This is a genomic window from Pseudomonas sp. LBUM1666 (genome assembly GCF_059695775.1).
On sequence record NZ_CP166789.1, the window covers coordinates 4,043,375 to 4,067,554 of the forward strand.

The following is a 24,180-nucleotide window of genomic DNA, read 5'->3' on the forward strand; positions in this document are numbered from 1 at the left end:
CTTCTGGAAGAGAACCATTCTGTTCAGGATCGAGAGAATCATAAAGTCTGTCCCGCAGGACAGAGTCAAGCGTGTCTTGGCACCTTAGTTCGAGTTATGAGAAAAACATGCCGCTGAAATATTTAGACACATCTGCTCGACACAATATTTAGAATACTTAACACCAGCAAGTATGAAACGATCGTTCCAAGTTAAAAAAAACACCATATAAAACACCACCTTATTCATCTGTCCCTTAGGACAGATGAATCGCGTTTAGCAAAATAATATTTCGAATCACACTTATTGAGTTACGACGCGGGCACTGATAGCATTTCGCTACCGATCGAGAGCTCCACTCTTCGACTGATAACGCATGGACGCAGTAATGGATTTCAGCCCACAACTTTTATCTCTCCGCCGATTCTGCGAAGCGCACTTCCCGACCGCTTTCCGTACGGAGATGTTTTTCTTGAGCGCTAACCTAAACATCAAGTCCTATCCTCACGCCCATCTTTAGTGCGTTTCACGGCCGCTCTTGGCCCGGTAATTAAACAACTAGACAGCTTTAATAAAACGCACCCATTGCGACATTTCCGCGTGAACGATTAAAAATATAATACTTCGATCTAAGGCGTGCTCATGTTCAAATCATTCGTCTTCGCTATTTCAGCGCTGCCTGCACTTGCGCTCGCCGGAGAGTTCAACTCCGACTCGAAGATTTCATACCAGACTGCTGAAAACATATCCGTCGACAAGCTCTCCAAGTCAGAAGCACGGTTCTATAACGCGCTGTCTTACGAAACCGACACCGATGCCCGTTTTCTGTTATCCACCCGCATCAGATGGAACATGAGTGGCCAACTTGAGCCAGGAGAACCCGATCAAACCGCTCTCTCGCCCATCAACGATGGCCGTAAAATCTATGACAACTATCCTTTTCAGTTCGAACTGCGTGAACTCTATTTCAGAGACACCCTGGGTGATGACGGAACGCTGATTCTCGGCAAACAACAAGTGGTGTGGGGCCAGGCCGATGGGGTCACGGTGCTGGATATTGTCAACCCCATGAATTACCGCGAGTTCATCCTCGAAGACCCCGAAGAAGCCCGCATCCCGACATGGATGGCCAACATCGTGGTGCCGGTGGGCCAGTTTGATCTGCAATTGCTGTGGATCCCCGACCAGACCTACACCGACTTTCCGAATTACAACGAAGGTGAATTCGCCATTCGTTCGCGGCGGTTGATACCCCAGGCACCTCCCGGGTTGACGTTGCCCGTTGAGCGACGTCGCGCCGAACGCCCCGACCGGCCCATTAAAGATTCTGACGTCGGCATGGCCCTGACAACCAGCGTTGACTCATGGGATTTCTCGCTGAACTACATGTATCACTACAACGACGCTCCGTTCTTCGAAACTCAAGTATCCATGGCGGGTACGCGCCCGGTGATTGTTGTTCGCGAGCGTTATGAAAGAACCCATACCTTTGGTGGCAGTGCCAGTACTTCTATTAATGATTTCGTCTTGCGCAGCGAGTTGGCCCACACCACTCACCGCTCGGTAATCGACTACGACCTGAATAGCGAAAACGGACGATTCCAGACCAATGACACCAGTTACGTCCTGGGGCTTGATTATTATGGCGTAGCAGAAAGTGTATTCAGTGCTCAGTTCTATCAAAGTATCCTGGGTGAGACCACCGAGTACCTGCCACGCAAGAAAGTCGACAGCATCATGACCTTTCTCTACCGAAAGGACTTGCTGCACCAACGAGACAGTTTTGAAGCCCGATGGCTGACCAACAATAATGATGGCGATGGATTGTTTCGTCTTCAGTACACATCGAAGCTGAGTAAAAATATTAAAGGAACCGTCGGACTTGATGTTTTTTACGGCGACAAGAATGGACTATTCGGACAGTTTAATAACAATGACCGCATTCAGTTAAAACTAGACTTTTACTTTTAACCCCCCCTACCGACAACGACCCCGAGTTTGCTTGGGACCGACTGCCTGCGAGAATGAAAATGCAGACCATCAATCATAGATTCAGCCATGCAATGACCCAAGGCGAAGCCGTTTGGACGTTCGCTGATACGAATTGCTCGTACACGATTGCCGAAATAGGCGCGATTGTTGATACCTGCTCGTCGAAACTGGCCAGTCAGGGCCTGCGGCGGCAGGACCGGGTGGGCCTGGTCCTGAACAACAGTATCGAACTGGTCTGCTATCTATTGGCCTGCTGGCGATTGAACCTGGTGGCGGTCCCCCTCAGAACCAAATCAGGCAAATATCTGAACTACGCGGATTTCCTCGCCAGTTGTGACAGCTCCTGCAGCTTCAAACTGGTGCTGTGCGACGGTGCAATCACGGCCGAGGACATCGAGCAATGGCGCTCGCGCACGGGTCTTGAGATTCACTCGGAGCCTACCTTCAACCCTCAATGCGTGGAAGTACTGCCGCTGGGTGCGGATGTCCAGCCAGAGGACATGGCGATCATTCAGTTCTCTTCCGGCAGTACCGGTTTCCCGAAGGGCATCATTGTCACCCATGACATGATCATGAATCAGTTGAGGCACATCGAGCTGTCCCACAACGCCAGCAGGCACGGTATCCCAGTCAAAAACAGTGCCTCCTGGACGCCGATTCATCATGACATGGGCTTGTTTACCGGCGTCTTGTTGCCCATCTACGCCGCTTGCAACCATCTGCTCGCGACACCCGACTACTTCATGCGCAATCCGGCGCGTTGGTTCAAGTTGCTGTCCGAGAAACAGGCAGACTTGAGCTTCATCACCAATTCGGCGCTGGTGGCGGCACTTCGAACTGTGAAGCGTTTATATGGTGATGAACAAATTGATCTGTCCCGACTGCACCTCTACATCTCGGCAGAGAAAATCAGCGCATTGGTACTAAGAAAGGTCAAGGAGCGATTCTCGCCTTTGAAGTTGCTGCCGGAACATATTCACTCAGCGTATGGAATGGCTGAAAACAGTCTGGGCGCGAGTTGCAGTAAACTGGGTGAGCTCAAGATTCTGATGGTCAGCTTTAGTCCCGACGGTGATGTGAAACTCGCTGCCAGTGAAGATGAAGATCGCATTGAACTGGTTTCATCAGGACAAGCCAACGCTCGCCATCGCATTACGGTGCGCGACGCGAATGATCGCCCGCTACCGGAACTCAAGCTGGGCGAAATCAACATCGAGAGCGATTGCCTGACGCCCGGTTACTTGAACATGCCGGAGGCCACCCTCGCCAAACTGAAAGACTGTCGTCTGCGCACAGGTGACCTTGGTTTTTTTCATGAACAGGAACTCTATTTTTATAGCCGCCAGGACGATTTGATTATCATCGGCGGCAGAAACATTGTCCCGGACGACATTGAAGAAACCATCGAGAGTTTTGACTTTGTCCGCGCCTCCGGCAGTGCGCTGTTGTCGATGGAAAACAGCAACACGGGTTTGATGGAACTTCACCTGGTGCTTGAGGGGGATGCCAATGACAACAACAGTGAGCGCGCGCAAAAACAGCAAACCCTGACGTTGGCGGTTCTAGAAACTCACGATGCGTTGTTGAGTCGGGTTCATTTCTGCCCACGAGGAAGCATTGAAAAAACTTCAAGTGGCAAGAAGCGCCGGCGGGTCATACGTCAGCGCCTGATCGAAAAGCAACTCGTTGCTTTTTCGGCGCAGCACACCAGTCCCTGAATCACCCGGGCGCCTGTAACGCTCACTTTACCACCAATGCTATTTCACACATGGAGCAGTGACAGAATGAACGCGCATGCACTTGACCCTCTGACTTACGCGCCTCCGGCCTTATCGTCAGTCACTCGTGAAACTGTTGGGCACTGGATTTCCAGTTGGTTGACCGAACGTGACTATGATGAGAGCCAATCGATTTCCATCGACACACCGTTCTCTGAAATGGGATTGAGTTCAATCGACGCCGTCGAACTCGCCGCTGAACTTTCCCATGTTTCACAAGTGCAATTGGATTCGACGATCGCCTGGCATTGGCCCACCCCTGATTCACTGGCAGCTTATGTGGCCGATACCAGGGCCTGTGTGCCAAAGTCGGCCGAGGAGCCTGCAGGACACAACGCGGCTTACTTGCATCTGGATGAACAGGGCATGGCAGAACTTCTTGAGAGCTTACTGCACCCACAAAGTTTGACGCCGGCCACGTGATAACACGCGGCCAGAACGACCTGACCACTCGCTGACTTAAGTACCGAGCTGCGTTCCTCCTCAAAGAACCACTCCATTTAAATAAGCGCTGACCACCGATGTGCGGCCTCTTTTGCTGCAGGTTGGCTCGTGGTCACGGTTTGGCAATTTGCAGCACTTTTTTACTCGCCCTTTTGCGGGTGACGGCTAACTTCTTGAGATTAAAACAATGAAATCGACAGACACTACAACTTCGGGAATCAAGGAGCTTCTGGAAAACTCTGTCTCCGAAATCCTCAATCTCAGGCAGAAAGTCCAACATCTGCAATCCGGCATTAACGAGCCTGTCGCCATTGTCGGGATCGGTTGCCGGTTCCCCGGCGGAGCGAACACGCCCGATGCATTCTGGAAATTGCTCGAAGCGGGTAACTGTGCCGTTCGCAATATCACGGATGAACGTTGGTCGGCCGAAGACTATTACCATCCGGACGCCGACATTGCCGGCAAAATCTATAGCCAGCATGCCGGGCTGATTGACCGTATCGATCATTTCGACGCGCAACTGTTCAAGCTTCCGGCACATGAAGCCAATCTGATGGATCCTCAACAGCGCCTGTTGCTCATGGTCTGCTGGGAAGCACTGCGTAACGCCAACCAGAATCTGGACGCGTTGAAAGGCAGCAAGACCGGTGTGTTTTTCGGGATGAGCACCAGTGATTACGCACGCCTGGCCATCGATCAGCAAGCCCCCGAAAACATTGATGCTTATGCGTGCCTGGGGAATGCGCCTAGCGTCGCGGCGGGCCGTGTCTCCTACCTGTTTGGCTTCCATGGTCCGACACTTGCCTTGGACACTTCCTGCTCCTCGTCGTTGCTCTCCGTGCATCTGGCCTGTAACAGCCTGCGCTCCGGCGAGTCGACAATGGCCCTGGCCGGCGGGGTCAACCTGATCCTGGCGCCGGAAAACAGCATCGGATTATCCCGAATGCAAGCCTTGTCCCATCATGGCCTGTGTCGCACTTTCGATGCAGAGGCCGACGGCTACGTGCGTGGCGAGGGTTGCGGTGTCGTCGTATTGAAGACGCTGACGCAAGCTCGCAAGGACGGCGACCATATCTACGCGGTCATCCGCGGTTCGGCCGTCAACCATGACGGCGCCAGCAATGGACTGACGGCCCCCAACGGTCGCATGCAGCAAGAAGTGATCGAACGGGCGCTGAAAGACGCCCGAGTCAGCGCCGCCAAAATTCACTATGTCGAAACCCATGGCACGGGTACCCCGCTGGGTGACCCGATTGAAGCCAACGCCCTGTTGCGTGCCTTGCGTCGAGACATGTCCGATATTCCACTGGTCATCGGTTCGGTCAAGACCAACATCGGCCATCTGGAATCGGCCGCCGGCATCGCCGCGCTGATCAAGCTGACGCTTTCGCTCAAGCACAATCTAATTGCGCCCCACCTGCACTTTTCCAAGCCCAACCCCCATATCAATTGGGACGGCAACACGCTCGTGGTTCCCACGCAAAGTCATGCCTGGCCACAAACCGACGAACTCAATTACGCCGGTGTCAGCGCGTTCGGGTTGAGCGGCACCAATGTCCACATGATTCTGTCATCGGCCGAGAAAAACACCGACGCCGGCGAAGCGGATCCCGCTTCGGGCGTACTCACTCTTGCCGCCTCCACGGCTGAAACCGTGAAGCAAACGAGTCGCCGATGGAGCGAGTTCCTGCTTGAGAGCCCGCTGCCTTTTGCTGATGTCTGCAACAGCAGCAACGCCTATCGCCAGTCCGGAAAACACCGGCTCGCGGTGGTCGCCGAAACAGCAGACCATGCACGTGAACTGCTTACACAATTTGCCGCGGGAGAATTATCCGAGCATGTTCACCATGGGATCCCCCCGCTGCGCCGACCGTCCGTTGCCATGCTGTTCTCGGGTCAAGGCGCCCAGTACGCTGGGATGGGAGAACGTCTTTACGCCACCCAGACGGTCTTCCGGGCGGCCCTCGATCAGTGCGACGCGCTCTACACCGCCGAGGTCGGCCACAGTATTAAAGACATTCTGTGGGGCAGTCGCACGACAGAACTGAGCCAGACCGATTACACCCAACCCGCGATCTTCTGCCTTCAGTACGCGCTGACCCGACTCTGGGCAAGCATCGACGTCAAACCCACCGCGGTGATCGGCCATAGTCTGGGCGAGTACGCCGCAGCCTGTGCCGCCGGTGTTTTCTCCCTTGAAGACGGCCTGCAGTTGATCATCAAGCGAGGTCAGCTGATGACCGCACTGACGTCGCCCGGTGACATGCTGGCGGTGCACGCCGAGCGGCAGGCCGTGGAACTGATGCTCGCGCCATTTGCCGGCCAGGTTTCGCTGGCGGCCCAGAACAGCCTCAATGACGTGGTCATTTCCGGTGACGCCTCGGTGGTTGCGCAGCTCAAAGCCAGTCTCGACCAACAAGGCATCCGTAGCACAACTTTGCCGGTCTCCCGGGCGTTTCACTCGCCGTTCATGCAGCCCATGCTCGAAGCGTTTCGTCATTATGCCGAGCAGATCCGCTACAGCGCCCCCAACGTGTCGTTCTACTCCACCGTCCTGGGCCGGAGTGTCGAAAACGAGGTGTGCGAAGCCGCCTATTGGGTCAATCAGGTGGCCGCGCCGGTGGAGTTTCACGCCGCCCTGCAAGCGTTGCTTCACGAACACGACCATTTGCTGCTGGAAATCGGACCGAGCGGCACCCTGGTGGATTTGGCCAGCCGCAGCCTGCCGCCAGGCGATGTACGTGCAACGCTGTATTCTCTGCGCAAGGGGCACGAAGACGACCGGGTGCTGCGCAATAATCTGGCCCGACTCTACGTGCAAGGTGTGCTCTCGCGCATTCCCGCCAACAACGTCGTTGCGCGCAAGCTCGCGCTGCCGTTCGAGGTACTCGATGAACAACCCTACTGGATCGGCGGCGGAGCAAAACCACCGCTCAAGAGCAAGAAACGCCCTGCGACACACCTGCATTCGAATCAGCGCCTGAATCTCCACCGGCAATGGCACGACACCGGCAGTTTTCGCGGGCACCCACAACCGTTGATCGGTCGCTGGTTGCTGATCAGTGAGTCGGCCGACTTTCTGGCCGCCGTTCAGGACACCGCCTTCACTAAAGTGCTCCCCGCTGAACTGGATGCGAGCCTGCACGAACCCGGCCTCTCGTTCGACGGTGTCCTGTATCTCGCGACCCCTACCAGTGCTGACGTTGCCCGGGCCGCCATGGCGCACATCGAGCGCTTCGTCTCGCTCAGCACCCGGATCTGCGCCGCAGAATGCCTGGTGTCCGGGGCGCGTTTTGTCGTCGCCCATTACAACCAGGGCCCGACCTCACGACTCATTCACAGCGGTGGTGTCGGACTGACCAAGACACTCGCGCAGGAATATAGCCACCTGCAATTTGCCCAACTCGACTTGTTGTCATCCGGTTCGTTGGCCGAAGACGCCCAACGCCTGCTCGATTGGCTCGCGGCCCCTGTTACAACCGGTGTGCCGTTCGAAGTGCGCCTCGAACGGGACAATGCCTACGAATGCCGACTGGAGGACGCGGTTTGCGCCGGGCAGTCAGTGCCGATCGCTATCAAGGCCGACCATAGCTATCTGATCACTGGCGGCCTCGGCGCACTCGGGTTGATGATCGCCCAGGCCCTGGTCCACAAGGGTGCCGGTCAGTTGCTGTTGGTCTCACGGCGTACCACCCTGGATGAGCGGCAACAAACCCTCATCACCCGTTTGCGGGAACACGGTTGTGACATCAGGATCGTGTCGCTGGATGTCAACGACATCGATGCCCTGCGCGACCTCATCACCGAGTGCGACCAGTCGCTGCTGCCCCTGGCCGGCGTCGTGCATGCCGCCGGTGCGCTCAGCGACTGCCGGCTCGACAGCCTGGCACCCGGGGCGCCTGAACCAGTGGTTTCGCCGAAAGTGCTGGGTGGCTGGCACTTGCATGAACTCACTGCCCAGCTGAATCTGGATTTCTTCGCCCTCTTCTCTTCCGCCTCGGCGGTATTCGGCAACTACGGCCAAGGGATTTACTGCGCGGGCAACAGCTTCCTTGATGAGTTGGCGATCTTCCGCAACGCTCAAGGTCTGACCGCCACCAGCTACGCCTGGGGTCCGTGGGCCGGGTCCGGCATGGCGAGTGCCGACGCCGTCACCTCCGCGGCGCTGCACGCCCAGGGCCTGGCGCTTCTCGACCCCGTCGAAGGGCTTGAGTCGTTCTTCAGCCTGCTCTCGGGTGCCTCCCCTACTCCGGTGGTGCTCGACCTGCAACCCAAGGCTCTGGAAGCCCTGCGGCACAACCCCGCCAGCCCGGCGCTGATGAGGCTCTATGGCCAACAGGTGTTGTCGGCGGCGTTGGCACAGGACGCAGAAACCATCATCTCCCCCCTGCGTGCCTACGTCGAAAGAATGCGCCCGCTAGCGCCGGAAAAAGCCATAGAACGCTTGCTGCGTGACAGCATCGCCGAAGTCTCGGGCACCGAAGTCAAAGGTGACTACAGCGCCGATTCGCCGCTGATAGACATGGGCCTGGATTCGCTGATGGCGGTGCAGTTGCGTAATCGGCTGTCGAAAATGACCGGTGAAATCCTACCCGTCAGTCTGTTGTTCGACTACCCAAGCCTTGCTCAACTCGGCGCCTACCTAGTATCGCTGCTCAAGGACCACGCCTCCGTCGCCGCGATGAGCGACGCGATCCCGGCGACTGCGTCCTCCGTCGAACAGGACATCGCGATCATCGGCATCGGTTGTCGCTACCCGGGTGGTGTGAATCACAGCGCGTCTTTTTGGGCGATGCTGGTAGAGGGTGTCGATGCCATTGGTGAAGTCGGCAATGCACGCTGGAACAGCGATGAGTACTTTGATGCAGACCCGGATGCGCCCGGAAAAATGTACAGCCGCTGGGGCGGTTTGCTCGATGATGTCAGAGGCTTTGATAACAGCTTCTTCAACATCAGCGCGCAAGAAGCCATCAGCATGGATCCGCAGCAACGGCTGTTGCTGGAAGTCGGTTGGGAGGCGCTGGAACACGCCGGTGTAACGCCCTCGGCGGTAGAGAAAGGCGGGATCTTTGTCGGTTGCGGTCCCAATGAATACAGCCACGTCCTCAATGCGCAGGGCGGGCCCGAGACCAGCGCCTATTTCGCCACCGGGAACTCGATCAGTGTCAATGCCGGTCGCCTCGCCTATTTCCTGGGCTGGGAAGGCCCGGCCATCGCCATTGATACTGCCTGTTCGTCAAGCTTGGTCAGTGTGGCACTGGCCTGTCAGAGCCTGCGCAGTGGCGAGTGTTCTGTGGCGTTGGCCGGGGGCGTGAACCTGACCCTGTCGCCGCACACGAACGTGGCCCTGTCCAAGGCGCATATGTTGTCGCCTGATGGTCGTTGCAAGACATTCGACCAAAGTGCGGACGGTTATGTGCGCTCCGAAGGCTGTGGTCTGGTTCTGCTCAAACCGCTGAACGATGCCTTGCGTGATGGCGACAACGTACTGGGGGTGATCAAGGGCAGTAGCATCAATCAGGATGGACGCAGCCAAGGCTTGACCGCGCCAAACGGCCCGGCCCAGGAGCGCGTCATGCGTGCGGCGCTCACTCGCGCCGGGGTCGAACCCCATCGTGTGCAATACCTTGAGGCGCATGGCACCGGCACACCGCTGGGCGACCCGATAGAAATGCGCTCCATCGAGGCGGTCTACGGCGAACGTGGCACCCGCGCCCCCCTCTACGTAGGGTCGGTCAAAACCAACATCGGTCACACCGAGGCCGCGGCCGGCGTCGCCAGCTTGATCAAGCTGTCGTTGATGCTGCAACACCGCACCATCACCCGCAACCTTCACCTGAAAAACCTCAATCTGCACTTCAGCTCAAATATCCTGGGTGAAACCCCCAGCGTCATTGTCGCCGATCAACTGCGTCCGTGGCCGTCGACGGATGACCAGCCCATCGGCGCCGTCAGTTCGTTCGGTTTCAGCGGGACCAACGCTCACTTGCTGCTGGCCGCAGGCCCCGACTCACCCACCCATGCCGTCCCCGACGACGCAGGCGGGGCTTATCTGCTCCCGCTGTCTGCGCGAAACATGGCTTCGTTGACTGAACTGAAGCACAAGTACATCGAACAGCTTCAGCGTCATGAGCCCGATCTGGCCAGCCTGTGCCATAGCGCCAGTACCACTCGCTCGCATTTCGAGGTCCGTCAGGCGTTCGTCGCCACCACAGCGCAGCAGCTGTGCCAGCAGTTGCAGCTGCCAGCGGACGATACACCACGGCCCAACAGTAACGGCCCGGCCACCGTCGCCTTTCTGTTCACCGGCCAGGGCAGTCAGTACCTGGGCATGGGACGCGCGCTCTATCTGCAGGCCCCGGTGTTCAAACAGGTTCTGGATCAGTGTGAGCAGCTGATGCGTCCTTACCTGGCGGGTTCGATCCTGGATGTGCTGTGGGCCGACAGTGCCGAACAGTTGAACGACACGTACTACACGCAACCGGCGCTTTTCGCCCTGCAATATGCCTTGGGCAAACAGTGGATGGCCTGGGGTGTCATGCCTGACTACGTCCTGGGGCACAGCGTTGGTGAATACGCCGCCGCCTGTCTGTGCGGCGTAATGACCCTCGAGGAAGCAACCCGGCTCATCTGTGCCCGCGCACGGTTGATGGTCGAGCACTGTGAAAAAGGCTCGATGCTGGTGGTCTATGCCGATCGCCCCGGCACTCAGGCACTGCTGGACACTCTGGGCGATGTCACGCACAAACTGTCGATCGCGGCCCATAACGGCCCGGCCAACACCGTGGTTTCGGGCTGCTCTGAGACGATGGCGCAGCTGATCGAGTTGTGCGCCGAACACGGGATTGACGCACAGTCACTGCGGGTTTCTCACGGTTTCCATTCGCCCTTGATGGCACCGATGCTGGAGGCGTTTCGCAGTGTGGCGCAAGGCATCCGCTTCAAGCCTGCGTCCATGACCTTTGTGTCGACGGTCACCGGGACGGTCCTGGGCGACGAATGCGCCTGCGCAGATTATTGGGTTCAACACGTGCAAGCCCCCGTGCTGTTCGATGCGGCGCTGACCACGCTGGCAGCGCTGGCGCCGCAGGTCGGGCTGGAAATCGGGCCGGCCACGCAATTGATCGGCATGGCCAGGCGCTGTGTGTCGGATGCGCCAATCTGCTGGCTGTCTTCCCTCAAGGCGAAAACCGACGATCAATCGCAAATGCTCACGTCCCTCGGTGAGCTTTACCGCCGCCAAGTAACACCCGTCTGGTCAACGTTGTTTGCGCCCACCCGCACCTATCAACGGGTCACTCTGCCGACCTACGCCTTTCAACGGCGTCACTTCTGGCCACTACAGAACGGCCCACAGCTATTCCCTTCCCGTCAGCCCCACTCCGTTGCGCAGCGCGCCGAGCTGCCGAAGCTGGGAGAGAAAACCATCAGTGCCACCGGCGATGTGATCTACCAAACCCGCTTCGGCGCCGACATGCCGTTCCCGATTACCGATCACCAACTCTACGGGACCATTGTCATCGCCGGAGCCACCCACCTGGCCATGACGGCCCTGATTGCCGAGAACCTGAACATCGCGCTCGGCTACGAGCTGAGCGACATCACCTTCCCCGGTGCGATGGTGTTCGAACCGGACGAAACCAAGCACTTCCAGTACATCGTCTCGCAACAGCAGGACGCGTGTGTGGCCGTCGCCGGGTACAGCCGGACGGAAGGCGATGAAGGCCCATGGCAGCAGAACTTCGCCTGCACCCTGAACCCGCAGACGAACCAGCAACCTGTCGGCGAGCAAACGATAGACCCGCAACACCTGAGCCAGGCACTGCACCAGCAGTTGGACGGCCCGACGTTCTATCGCGAAATGTCCCAGGCCGGTTATGAGCTCAATGGCGGCTTCCGTTGGGTAGAGCACGTGTGGCGACGCCCGGGAGAAGCGCTTTCACGCTTGCGTAAGCCCGAGACCGGTGAAAGCGATTACATCGTCGCACCCGGTTTGATGGACGCGTTCTTCCAGACCACTGCGGCGGCTTCCTACGAAACGCAATTCAGCCTGTCCGGACGCGACACGATTTACATCCCGTTTGCCGTCGACGCAATGCGCGTACTCAAACAGGTCAAGGGCCCACTGTGGTGTCATGTCGAATGCTTGTCTCCGGCACCGATCGACGCCAGCGCTGCCGAACTTGAAGCGTACAGTCATCGGATCTCGGTCTACGACGAACACGGCGAGCGCGTGGTGACGGTCGAAGCGTTGCGCAGCAAGCGTGCGCCCAAATCCGTGCTGATCGACTCGCTCAAGCGCAAACAGGCACTGACCTATCAGATCGACTGGATACCCTGCTCTACACCCACCAACCATCGGCGCTTGACGGCCCTTGGCGCCGACCAACTCTGGGTCATCCTGGCTGACAGAAGTGGCCATGCCGCACGGCTGCAACAACGTTTGCACAGCATTGGCATTCGTTGCCTGTGCCTGGGCGCTGATCTCGACAGCGACCTCGCTTCGTATGCACGCTACGACATCGCGCATTTGCCGGACGGCCTCGCTGCGCTGATCGATCCATTGACCGAGGGGCTCTCGATTCAGCAGGTGATCGACCTCCAGGCCCTCGATACGCCGGCGGCTGACGATCACGATCTGGAGACGCAGCAACGCGATCTTTTACTGCCGGTGCTCGCCCTTCAACAGTACTGTCTCGTCAAGGGCGTCGAACCGGACTGGACCTTTGCCATGCCGGGCGATCACGCATCAAGGAATGAGGCTCCTGTCTGGGCAATGCTGCGCGGACTGGCCAAAGTCATGGGTGAAGAACATCCCCAGTCGCGCATCAAGCAAGTCGCCGTTGCCGCGAATGATCCGTCAGCCTGCGTCGACACCCTGTTTGCCGAGCTCGAATTGGATGACGATGAAGGCGACATCCGCTACGTCAACGGTTCACGCCAGATCGCCCGGTTGGCGCCGATGGCCTGCGATCCGGTCGACAAGACGCCCCCAGTGTTTCGTCAGGACCGGAGCTACCTGATCACCGGCGGGTTGGGCGCGATCGGGCTGAGTCTGGCGGATTTGCTTATAGAACGAGGCGCTCGACACTTGGTACTCGTAGCCCGAACCGTCAATACGGAAAAGCTCGACCCCTACCTTGCACGCTGGAACGCCGTGGGCGCATCAGTACTGATCAAGCCCTGCGATATCACGGTACGTGCGCAGCTGACTGACCTGCTCAATGAAATCGACCTCACGCAGCCAACGCTCGATGGCGTTTTTCATTGCGCGGGGATCTTGCGGGACGGCTTGCTCGGTTCCCAGTCCTGGCAAGACTTCCAGGCCCCGCTCGCGGCGAAAGCCGATGGCGCCTGGAGGCTGCACCAGGCCACCCGGGAGCGCCAACTGAGCTGGTTTGTGCTGTTCTCCTCGGCGGCGACCGTGTTCGGTTCACCGGGTCAGGGCAACTATGCCGCCGCCAACGCTTTCCTTGATGAACTGGCCGTTTCCCGGCGCGCCATGGGCTTGTCCGGGCTGAGCGTCAACTGGGGCCCTTGGGACGGACAAGGCATGGCCAACACCACCGGACGCGCGGCGAACTTCCAACGCGCACCGGGAGTGGATTTGCTGCCGCCTCAAACGGCCCTTGAGCTGTTATTGAGCTTGGCCCGCACCGAGCAACCTAACCCGACCGTGATCAATATCGACTGGACCCGGATTCACGGTTCGGTCAGCGAGCGTGCGCAACGCTCGTTACTGTCCAATCTCATCAGAAAAACCGCCGCGAGCGCCGAATACCTGACGGACCTGGGCACGTTGCGCAGTGACTGCGATCAACTCGCCCCGATGGAGCGCCAGACCTACATCGAGCAGTTCGTGCTCAGGGTGGCCAGAGACATCATGGCACTCAACGAACGCCAGCTGCTGGACGTCAGCGAGCCGCTGCAATCGGAAGGCCTGGACTCGCTGATGGCGCTGGAGCTGCGCAACAAACTGGCCAGCATCGTCGGCCGCAAGTTACCCGCCACGCTGCTGTTCGACTACCCGACCGTTCGCGCCATGAGCACCTTCATTATCGATCAACTGTATCCGTCGACTGCGACAAACGCAGAAGACTTCGCACACCTGTCGCCCCCCTCTGCACCCGCCGAAGCACCCGACAACTTCAGCAGTTTGAGCGACGACGAACTCTCTGCCCTCCTGGCGGATGAAGCACTTTGAGCCGACACAACCGCACACGAAAGGGAATGCAAGCATGACGCAACAAAACGATAGCCGCGCGCTCATGGAAAACGCGCTAAGAAAAATCCAGCGGCTCAACAGTGACATCAAAGAACTTGAGAACCGCCAGCACGAGCCCATTGCCATTGTCGGGATCGGGTGCCGATACCCCGGCGCCGACGACGGTGTCGAGCAGTTCTGGAGCAACCTGTGCGCGGGCGTGAACAGTGTCTCGCCACTGACAGACCAGCGCTGGAACCAGGCGCGCTATTTCGACCCGCAAAGCCCGGTGCCCGGGAAAACCTATTCGCCCAATGCCGGCCTGCTCGATGACGTCCTGCGCTTCGACGCCGAGCTGTTCGGCATTACACCCCGCGAAGCCGAATGCATGGACCCGCAGCAACGACTGCTGTTGGAGGTGACATGGCAGGCGCTGGAAAACGCCGGCATGGCCCCGGATAAAGTGCGCGGTTCAAATGCCGGCGTTTTTACCGGGATAATGAACAAGGACCACTCCGACCTGCTGGTCCGCCACCTGAACCTGGATGAAATCGCGGCGCACATGAACGCCGGTAATCATGAAAGCGTCCATTCGGGAAGAGTGTCGTACACCTTCGATTTCAAGGGCCCTTGCGTCACGCTCAATACGGCCTGTTCGTCGTCGCTGGTCACCGTGCACCTGGCCTGCCAGAGCCTGCGCCAGAACGAGTGCGACTTTGCCCTGGCCGGCGGTTGCAACGTCATGCTCGCACCGACCACCTCGATCGCCCAATCCCAGGCCATGATGCATTCGCCCGAGGGGCTGTGTAAGGCCTTCGATGCATCGGCCAATGGCTACGTCCGCGCCGAAGGCTGTGGTGTGCTGGTGCTTAAACGCCTGTCCCGGGCGGTGGCCGACGGTGACCATATTTATGCGCTGATCCGCGGTTCGGCGGTCAACCAGGATGGTCTGAGCCAAGGCATCATGGCGCCGAACGGCCCTTCGCAGGTCAGGGTCATTCGCAGCGCCCTGGACAATGCCCGCGTCAACGCCAAAGACGTCAGTTATGTCGAAGCCCACGGTACCGGGACCAAGCTCGGTGACCCGATTGAGCTGCAAACGCTGGGCGCGGTCTACGGACGGGCAACAGGTCGTGCCGCGCCGTTGCTGGTGGGCTCCGTCAAAACCAACATCGGCCATTGTGAATCCGCGGCGGGTGTTGCCGGCATCATCAAGGTCGCCAAAGCGCTGCAGCACGGCAAGATCCCTGCTCAGCTGCACTTCGACACCCCCAATCCGTTTGTCGATCTCAACGTCGAGAACATCGAAATATGCACGGTTCCAAGAGCCTGGCCGGCCTCCAGCACGCCGGCGCCAGCAGCCGGCGTACCTGCGTCGCGTCTGGCGGCGGTCAGCTCGTTCGGTTTCAGTGGCACCAACGCCCACATCATCCTGGAGTCCTACACCCCTGCGACTCACCGCGAGCCCGGCGTTGAACACCCGCAGCAACTGTTGTTCATCAGTGCCCGCGAACGGTCGGCGCTTAAAGCGTACATCCCCAGGCTGATTGATTTTCTCGAAAGCAGCGACGAGCAGACATTGGCCGATATTTGCTTCTCGCAAAACACTGGCCGCCGTCAGTTCGAGCAACGAATCGCCGTCAGTGGCAAAAGCCGCCGTGACCTGATTCAAGCGCTGCATCAATCGCTGGCCGCTGAACGTCTCGTGACCCGGCATGACCCTCAAGGCCCGCAAATCGGTTTCGTCATGGGCAAGCTCGATCCCCAGAGCAGAGCCCGGTTGCGCCCGCTACTGGAAGCCAACCTGCTGTTTCAAAAAGCATCGACCGAGTACCTGGACACTGCCACACAAGCCCTTGGCCGCGACGTTTGCGCAGCCCTGTGGAACACCGCAGCGAATGAACAGGACCAGGACCTGGTCGACGGCGCGCTGCTCTATGGGTTCGCCATGATGTGGCGCGGACTGGGCGTCCTGCCCCGCTGGATTATCGCGTACGGTCCTGCGCACCCGGTGGCGGCCGCCCTAGTCGGCGCGCTCTCGCTGGAGCAGGCGATCCTGGCGATTGTCGGCCTGGGCGCTCAGGACAAAGCCCTCGCCTACCTCTACCGGAACAAATCCGATCGCCATCAACCGGTGCAGCTGAATATCGATCCGCACGGTTTAGACCAGGCGCTCCAGGCGGATGCCGTCAACGTGGTCATTGCCATGGGGGAAGCCAGCTTCATCGACGAATACCTGACACGTCACATCAACATCACATCGTTGCAGATACCCGCGAAGACCGGGAGCGATGTCTGGGCCGATATCGGCGCTACCCTTGTCACCTTGTATGAAGCTGGAACGCCGCTCATCGCCGCGGCGTGGGACAACCGCCCGCAACGCAAAAAAATGCCACTGCCCACCTATGCCTTCCAGGGCCGTCGTTATTGGCTCGAACGGCTGAACGCGTTGAATGACGAGCAGCCCAACGCCAACGTCCAGCCTGTGGCGAACATGGTGCTTGCCGACCCTTCCAGCATGAGCGCTCGGGAGTACGTGAAGTACCTGATTCGACAACTGGCCAAGCTGGAAGACTACAGCCTCTCTGACGAAAGCTTGTTGATCGACGACGTGGGTTTCGACTCATTGATGCTGGCGGAACTGCGTACCCGCGTCGAGAAGGCCTACCCCACCCTCGGCAAGATCCCGCTCGACCTGCTTCATACCGGCCCGCTTGGCGAACTGCTGGACTTCGTCCACACCGCCGTCGGCAAAACCCAGCCGAGCCTGGCAACGCCAGACGCCCTGAGCGGCCGGGATTTCGCCATGGCCTGGCTGAAGCAGTGGAACGCCTCCGGGAACGTGGGCAACGTTGATCGAATGAACAAAAGGCACGTCCACAAGTCCAGCGAACGCAATGTGTTGCTGGGCGCTATCGCCGCCATTGAAGACACAGGCTGGTACGCCGCAGAACTGTTTCACGACCAGACCCACCCGTTCTTCTATGAGCACGCACAGGACCATATTCCCGGCTTGTACCTGATTGAAGCCGTGCGTCAATTCGGGATTGCCTGCACACACTTGTTCCAGGGCGTGCCTCACGACTTTCCGTTCATCCTGGACGACATGCACATTCAGTTCGACTCCTTTGCCGAGCACGACAGCCCTGTGTTTCTGATCGCCGAATACACCGACCTGATGTTCAAGGATGGCCACCTGCATCGCAGCCACAGCCGCTGCCACATCGTGCAGAACGGCAGGGCCCTGGGCACCGTTGAAGGTCGCGGGCTCATTCTCCAGCCCGCGGACTATCAAACGGCCCGTTCCCTGGAAGCCACCATTTAACGCGTCAATCCATTACCGCAAGGATCACCTGTGCCTACTCAACCTAACGATAAACCGGTCATCGCCGTCTTTGACTTTGACCGCACGCTCACCGACCGCCATACCTTCTGGCGCTTTTTGCGACGGCTGATCGGCCGTCCGCGTTTCACCCTCGTCGCCATCAGCCTGATTCCCACGGCGATCCTGTTGGCGCTCAAGGTCATTCCATTGATGGCTGCCCGTGAAGTCATGATCCGTCGCTGCATGACCGGTATCAGTGTCGAAAAATACCGCGCCCTGGGCGTGTTGTTCGCCCAGCAGGACATTCCCGGCTGGCTGAAGCCCGAAGCGCTTGCACGGCTCAAGTGGCACCAGGCTCAAGGGCACCGTTGCCTGCTGATCAGCAACTCGGCCGATGTCTACCTGGAACCCTGGGGCAAAGCCGCGGGTTTCGACGCCGTCAGCGGTTCGCGCTTCAAGGAACGCAATGGTCGGCTGACCGGCGAACTGGATGGGCCGCACTGTCAGGCGGAAGAGAAAGTCATCCGGGTCCAGCAAATCATCGGAAACCCGCGCGACTACGTGATTCACGCCTATGGCGATAGCGAGGGCGACCGCAATCTGCTGGATATCGCCGAGTACCCCTACTACCGGTCTTTTGAACACTGCACTCAGTGACCAGGGAGGTCTGAAATGAGCCACCAAGCGAAAGGCACTACCCCCGTTCTTATTGTCGGTGCCGGCCCGGTCGGATTGCTGCTGGGTCTACAACTGCAACGCTTCGGCATCCCCCACAGGCTGATCGACAAGCGCCTGCAACGCCAGACCTTTTCCAAGGCATTCGCCATTCATTCTCGCTCAATGGAAGTGCTTGAGGACTTGGGTTTGCTGGAGCAACTGCTCGCCCGAGCTGTTCGGGTCGAGCAAATGAACATCTACAGCAATCGCAAGCGGCTGATCACCTACAACCTCGGGCAACTGGATGTGCCCTACCCGTTCACGGCCAGCATTCCACAAAACTGCGTCGAAGAAATACTGGAAACCCGCTATCTGGAGTCAGGCGGCCGCATCGAACGCGGGATCGAATTGCACAGCCTCACCCAGAACGAACACGCGGCCCACGCGACCCTTAATGACGAGCGCGGCAACCGGCAATCTCTGGAATGCACCTTGGTGGCTGGCTGCGATGGCGGGTTTAGTCACGTGCGCAAAGCATCGGGGATTGCCTTCGACGGCGCACCCTACAAGCGGCCCTACATCATTGCCGACGGCACGTTGTCGTGGAAAGGCGAGAACAGCAGCGGTCATGTGTTCACTTCAGGTGATGGTTACATGATGTTGTTCCCGCTCCCTGGCGGCAAACACAGAGTCGTCATCGATTGCGAAGACAGCACGTTGACGACCGCAGACCTGAACATCGAGCGGGTCAACGCCCGGCTGCATGAGCGAGGCTTCGAAGACATCACCCTCAGCGATCCGGTGTGGCTGTCGGTCACGACTTTTCAACATCGCCTGGCGGAGCAGTATCGGGTTGGCCGGGTTTTTCTGGCCGGGGACGCCTGTCATGTCCACAGTCCCATTGGTGGCCAGGGGCTCAATACCGGATTGCAGGACGCCTATAACCTGTCCTGGAAAATCGCCCATGTGCTCAATCACAACGCCAGCCAGGCGCTACTTGACAGCTATCAGGCAGAAAGAAGGCCCGTGGCGCAAACCGTGCTGAAAAACACCCAACAACAAATGCGCATGCTGAACATGAAACATCCGTTGCTGCGTTTGTTGCGCGATGCCCTGGTGCCGACGCTCGCGACGACCCGTCGCTTCCAGAACAGAATCATGAAACAGGCCACGGGTTTTCAAATCGATTACTCGACAACGTTACTCGCGCCCCAGGCCCGGCAAACAGTCGAACAGGGTCCGGTCACCGGCCAGCGGATGCCCGACGGCACGCTACTCGAACAAAACGGTGATGCCCGGCGTCTCTTCGAACTGCTCAAAGGCATCCACTATTCGGTGTTTGTCTTTGAGGACAACACACCGGACAGCGAAGCTCACTGTCAACAAATCGCCCATGCCCTGAGCGCTGCTCGTTGGCCGGCCAACTTCTTGCGGGCCTACCTGATACGCAACCCTGCCTCGACAGACTCAACGATCTGCGCTGGTTTCGAGTCTCGGTATGACATGACGGATGTATTGCGCGAGCAACTGGGTGTCGAGAACGGAGGGCTGTTCCTGGTCAGGCCGGACGGGTATCTGGCGCTACGGTGTGACCTTGCGCAAGGTGCACAACTGAACAGTTACTACGAGCGTTTCTACCCGGCGTTCACCGCAGCGAAACGCTTATACAGCGTGCCGACGGCATTGCCGGTCACCGGCTGATCCGCGCCCTATTCACCTGAAAAATTTTTATCAAAAACAAGGAATAGTTCAGTGACGTCCTTTTCTCAGCGCTACGCCAGTTTCATATTGAGGCACAAGAAGGCCACCCTTGGGGTCCTGGCCCTGACAACGATATTTTTCTGCTTGCAGTTGTTATCGCTGCAAGTCAACCCGTCACTGTTTCTGCTCGGCAAGGACTTCAAGGGTCGTGTGCTGATGGCCGAAGCGCGCCAGCATTTCAGCGGCTCCGGCGAGCAAATTCTGGTCGGCGTCGTTACCCAGGAAGAGTCCATCTTCAATCCCGCTTCGCTGGCATCAATCCAAACGCTGACACAACAGTTCGCCAAACTGACGCTGATTGACGAAGACGATAAAGAGCGACTCCAGTCGGCGGCGCTCGATGCCCAAAGCAGGGGCATGGTTGAGCAAATACTGGCCGGCGGTATCGACGCACTCGACAAAAACACGCTGAAGGCCTTGTCGTCTTACCTGGCAACGCTCGCTGATTGCCCGCAGAACGTTAAAGACTACGTCGCGGACCTCACCGTACGTGCAGCGCCTGTCGTTAAAGTCAGAAGCCTGGCCGATGTTGAAAACATCGAACTCGATGGCGACGCACTCGACGTTCACGACCTGATGACCGACGTACCGTCAGACACCCAGGCACTGAACAACCTGTCGGAGGAAGTCTTTGGCAACGAGATGTTCAGCAACTCATTGATCTCCCCCCAAGGCAAGGCCTCGATGATTCAGATCGAGCTGGCCGTGGATGAGGAAGACTCCCGGAACCTGCAGCGCGCTTACACCGAGGTGTTAAGGCAGGTCAATGACATCCCTTCCGAAGACTCATTCCACATTGGCGGCACGGCCACCTACTACGCGGCCATCACCGACATCGTCGAGAAGGACAACAACAAGTTCTTGCCCTTCGTCGTGCTGGTTATTTCATTGTTGCTGTACATCAGTTTCCGCCGCTGGCAGGGCGTATGGATTCCGTTGCTGATCGCCATCCTGTCGTTGATCTGGACCATGGGCCTGGTGAGCCTGACTGGGTTCAAACTGAACATCATCACCAACATGATTCCGGTTTTCATCATCTCAATCGCGGTCGCCGATTCCATCCACTTCATCAGCGCCTATTACGAACGCGTGGTCGAAAGCGATGCCGAGACGGCCATAAGAAACACGGCGCATTACCTGCTTGGCCCAATGCTCATCTGGTCGTTCACCACATTTGTCGGCTTTATTGCGATGGCGTTCACCAACCTGACGTTCATCCGCGAGTTCGGCATTTTCGTCGCCATCGGTGTTGCATTCGCCTTTGTGATTACCATTACCTTGCTGCCCGCCCTGCTCCCTTACCTGAAGTTGCCAAAACAGCAAATCCAGCAAAGCAACGACAATGGATTCATGCTGTTCGTCGACCGCTTCAGTCACGCGGCGAATCGTCTGTCATGCAACAATCCCTGGCTGTTGCTGAGCGTGAGCCTGCTTATTTTGGTGGGGGCCACGTACCTGAGTCTTCAGGTCAGGGTCGACAACGAAAACATATCGTCATTTTCAAAGTCCACCGCTGTGCGACAAGACAACGACGTGCTTAACAAATACTTCGGCGGAACCGTACCGGTCTCCATCTGGCTCAAGTCAGACACCCAGGACCGGGTCAAACAACCCGACTTTATCAATGCGCTGCGCCTGATCGAGCAACGGCTCAAGCGTCATGAGCAAATTGGCTACACCATTTCGCCTGTTGACTACTTGAATCGCATCAATGAGCTGATGTCCGACGATTCAAACTTCCGTCTACCGGCCGATGCCTCGCAAGAGCTGATCTCTCAATACTTCCTGCTTTATGAGTTTGGCAACGGCAGCGAGATAAAAGATGTGGTCGACTACACCTACAGCAGTGCCCGCATTATCGGCATGGCTTACACCGACCGAGGGACAACGTGGGAAGCCATCATTGATGACATACGCAGTTATGCCGCCACGGTGGTGCCTGAAGGCGTGACCGTCGAGGTATTCGGTACAGGGGAGCTGCAAGCAAGCAACATTCCGGAGATCGTTAAAAGCCAGGTTTATAGCTTCGTTTTCTCTTTCATCCTGATTGCCTCGATGATGATCGCGATATTCCGCTCGCTGAAATTCGGCATGGTCAGCATGGTGCCGCTCATCTTTACGCTGGCCTTTATCGGCGCACTCATGCAGGTCCTGGATATCTCGTTGGATATCGGCACCGCCATGATCTGTGGCATCTGCTTTGGCGTGGGGGTCGATTACACCATCCACTTCCTGAGCGTTTACAAGACCTACTCGAAAGTACCGGGCACGAACCATAACGAAGTGTTGGGCAAAACGGTCAACTCGGTTGCCCGGCCGATCATCATCAACTCGCTTTCATTGGCGTGCGGCTTTGCCATTCTCTGCCTTTCGAACTACGCGGCCATTGTGAATCTGGGTTTGCTGACCGCCGCATCGATGGTCGCCTGCGCGATTTTTACACTCATTCTGATACCGGCAACGCTGCGACTCGCCGTCACTTTCGTCCCCGTCGAACAAGCGACCGGGACGCTGGAACCGATCACCCATTAATTACTGCGCGATGCCTGCAGCGTCACTTACTTCAAGGACTGTTTCAATGAGCCGGACATTCGTACCTTTCACCGAGCATCGCCAGCGCGCCCCCGTGCTCTTGTGTTTTGGACCCGCCGGGTGCGGCCCTAGCTTCTATCGTCGTTGGGCGAAGCTGCTCGACTCACCCACTCAATTGTTGGCAGTCCAGTTGCCTGGTCGCGAAGGGCGTCATCGGGAAGCGCGTGTTACTGACTTTTCGACATTAACGGCTCAACTGGCAGACGAGATCAACAACCATATACAAGGTGAGCTTTCGATCTTCGGTCATAGCCTGGGCGGTGCATTGGGGTTCGCGGTGGCTCAGGCGCTGGAACAACACCATGACCGTTGCGCAAAAACGGTCGTGATCTCCGCGCGCACGGTGCCGGACGAAACCCGTCTCATCGACATTGATCCGGAATCGTCGAGCCGGGAACTGATCGACTTCCTGATCTCCCTGGGTTGCTTGCCTCCCCAACTGGCGGCCGACAGTGAAGCGATGGAGATGTATTTACCGATTATCCGGGACGACCTGCGCCTGAACGTTGATGCACAAAGGCACGCCTTCACCCGCGTCAACTCCCGGCTGGTGGCGCTTGCGGGCGACAAGGATGCCCTCGCGACACCCGCGCAGATGCAGCGGTGGTCGGAACACACGAATCAGGATTTCGCGCTGCACACCTGTCAGGGCGGGCATTTCTTCATCCTGGAACAGGAACCAAAAATCATCGAACTATTGGCTCGTGTTGTGGAAGGGACCGACAGGTTGTCGCCCATTCTTTCACCCGGACAGGACGCTTAAGACAATGAAACGAACCGCATGGGTCGTGGGTGCGAGCGGACAAGTGGGCTGCGAATGTGTTGCCCTGATATGTCAGGACGCTCGTTATTCCAGTGTATTGGGGATTGTCCGTACCGCCACATCATTGCGCCATGAACAGTATCGTGAAGCGGTCATTGATTTTGACGATACTCAACGGTCTGGCGATTGGGGTAAATTCGACGACATTTATTTCGCGCTTGGACAATCGAGCCGTGACAAGGCGCTTTTTCTCAAGGTGGATTGCCAGTACCCGGTATTACTTGCCCGGCATACCCAACTGCACGGCGCGAGCCGCATCGGCTACGTCTCCAGCCTGGGGGCGAACCTGAATTCGTCCAATGACTACTTTCAGGTAAAGGCTCAAGCGGAAACCGAACTTTCCGGGTTGGGCTTTAAAACCGTATGTTTCATCCGCCCTTCCATGATCTACGGAAGCAAGGATGACCGCCGCCCTTTTCAACGCCTCAGTCGACACGCCTCCCGCCTCCTGGGCTGGGCGTTCGTTGGCGCGTTAAAAAAATACCGCCCCGTATCGGCAACCTGCGTCGCCGCCGCCTTGATTAATGCCGTCAACGGCCAAATACGTGGCAACCATCCGATCGAGTCAAATGAAATCCCTCAGAAAGCGCCTCGCCAGGCGCTTTTCCAAACCCATTAACTTCGC

Annotated in this window: 10 protein-coding genes; all 10 read left to right on the plus strand. The window is 58.0% G+C overall.

Going from position 1 to position 24,180, the window contains the following annotated elements; genetic code table 11:
• Window positions 1-621 precede the first annotated feature (621 nt).
• The 10 genes from ACA056_RS18570 to ACA056_RS18615 all read left to right on the plus strand — a co-directional run bounded on the left by ACA056_RS18570 (window position 622) and on the right by ACA056_RS18615 (window position 24,174).
• Window positions 622-1,950, plus strand: coding sequence for a DUF1302 family protein (locus ACA056_RS18570; protein ID WP_497266784.1), 1,329 nt, complete (start codon window positions 622-624; stop codon window positions 1,948-1,950).
• A 59-nt stretch (window positions 1,951-2,009) separates the two neighbouring features.
• Window positions 2,010-3,689 (plus strand): AMP-binding protein, encoded by a 1,680-nt coding sequence (locus tag ACA056_RS18575; protein ID WP_497266786.1) that lies wholly within the window; start codon window positions 2,010-2,012, stop codon window positions 3,687-3,689.
• 66 nt (window positions 3,690-3,755) lie between these two features.
• Window positions 3,756-4,172 carry an acyl carrier protein gene (locus ACA056_RS18580; RefSeq protein ID WP_497266788.1) on the plus strand — a complete coding sequence of 139 codons (417 nt, stop codon included), beginning with the start codon at window positions 3,756-3,758 and terminating at the stop codon, window positions 4,170-4,172.
• A 208-nt stretch (window positions 4,173-4,380) separates the two neighbouring features.
• The gene (locus ACA056_RS18585; RefSeq protein ID WP_497266790.1) at window positions 4,381-14,397 is read left to right on the plus strand and encodes an SDR family NAD(P)-dependent oxidoreductase; all 10,017 of its coding nucleotides are present in this window, start codon (window positions 4,381-4,383) and stop codon (window positions 14,395-14,397) included.
• A 34-nt stretch (window positions 14,398-14,431) separates the two neighbouring features.
• On the plus strand, window positions 14,432-17,722 hold the full coding sequence (locus ACA056_RS18590) for a beta-ketoacyl synthase N-terminal-like domain-containing protein (RefSeq protein ID WP_497266792.1): 3,291 nt from the start codon (window positions 14,432-14,434) through the stop codon (window positions 17,720-17,722).
• Between the two features lie 30 nt (window positions 17,723-17,752).
• Window positions 17,753-18,379 carry an HAD family hydrolase gene (locus tag ACA056_RS18595; protein ID WP_497266794.1) on the plus strand — a complete coding sequence of 209 codons (627 nt, stop codon included), beginning with the start codon at window positions 17,753-17,755 and terminating at the stop codon, window positions 18,377-18,379.
• A gap of 15 nt (window positions 18,380-18,394) precedes the next feature.
• Window positions 18,395-20,080, plus strand: coding sequence for an FAD-dependent monooxygenase (locus tag ACA056_RS18600; protein ID WP_497266796.1), 1,686 nt, complete (start codon window positions 18,395-18,397; stop codon window positions 20,078-20,080).
• 51 nt (window positions 20,081-20,131) lie between these two features.
• Entirely contained in the window at window positions 20,132-22,672 is a 2,541-nt protein-coding gene (locus ACA056_RS18605) for an efflux RND transporter permease subunit (protein ID WP_497266798.1), read from the plus strand.
• A gap of 46 nt (window positions 22,673-22,718) precedes the next feature.
• Window positions 22,719-23,495, plus strand: coding sequence for a thioesterase II family protein (locus ACA056_RS18610; protein WP_497266800.1), 777 nt, complete (start codon window positions 22,719-22,721; stop codon window positions 23,493-23,495).
• A 4-nt stretch (window positions 23,496-23,499) separates the two neighbouring features.
• Window positions 23,500-24,174 carry a Rossmann-fold NAD(P)-binding domain-containing protein gene (locus ACA056_RS18615; RefSeq protein WP_497266802.1) on the plus strand — a complete coding sequence of 225 codons (675 nt, stop codon included), beginning with the start codon at window positions 23,500-23,502 and terminating at the stop codon, window positions 24,172-24,174.
• Window positions 24,175-24,180 lie beyond the last annotated feature (6 nt).

Coding starts and splice junctions, on each gene's coding strand:
- ACA056_RS18570 (WP_497266784.1), top strand. CDS start 622: ATGTTCAAATCATTCGTCTTCGCTATTTCAGCGCTGCCTGCACTTGCG.
- ACA056_RS18575 (WP_497266786.1), top strand. CDS start 2,010: ATGCAGACCATCAATCATAGATTCAGCCATGCAATGACCCAAGGCGAA.
- ACA056_RS18580 (WP_497266788.1), top strand. CDS start 3,756: ATGAACGCGCATGCACTTGACCCTCTGACTTACGCGCCTCCGGCCTTA.
- ACA056_RS18585 (WP_497266790.1), top strand. CDS start 4,381: ATGAAATCGACAGACACTACAACTTCGGGAATCAAGGAGCTTCTGGAA.
- ACA056_RS18590 (WP_497266792.1), top strand. CDS start 14,432: ATGACGCAACAAAACGATAGCCGCGCGCTCATGGAAAACGCGCTAAGA.
- ACA056_RS18600 (WP_497266796.1), top strand. CDS start 18,395: ATGAGCCACCAAGCGAAAGGCACTACCCCCGTTCTTATTGTCGGTGCC.
- ACA056_RS18610 (WP_497266800.1), top strand. CDS start 22,719: ATGAGCCGGACATTCGTACCTTTCACCGAGCATCGCCAGCGCGCCCCC.
- ACA056_RS18615 (WP_497266802.1), top strand. CDS start 23,500: ATGAAACGAACCGCATGGGTCGTGGGTGCGAGCGGACAAGTGGGCTGC.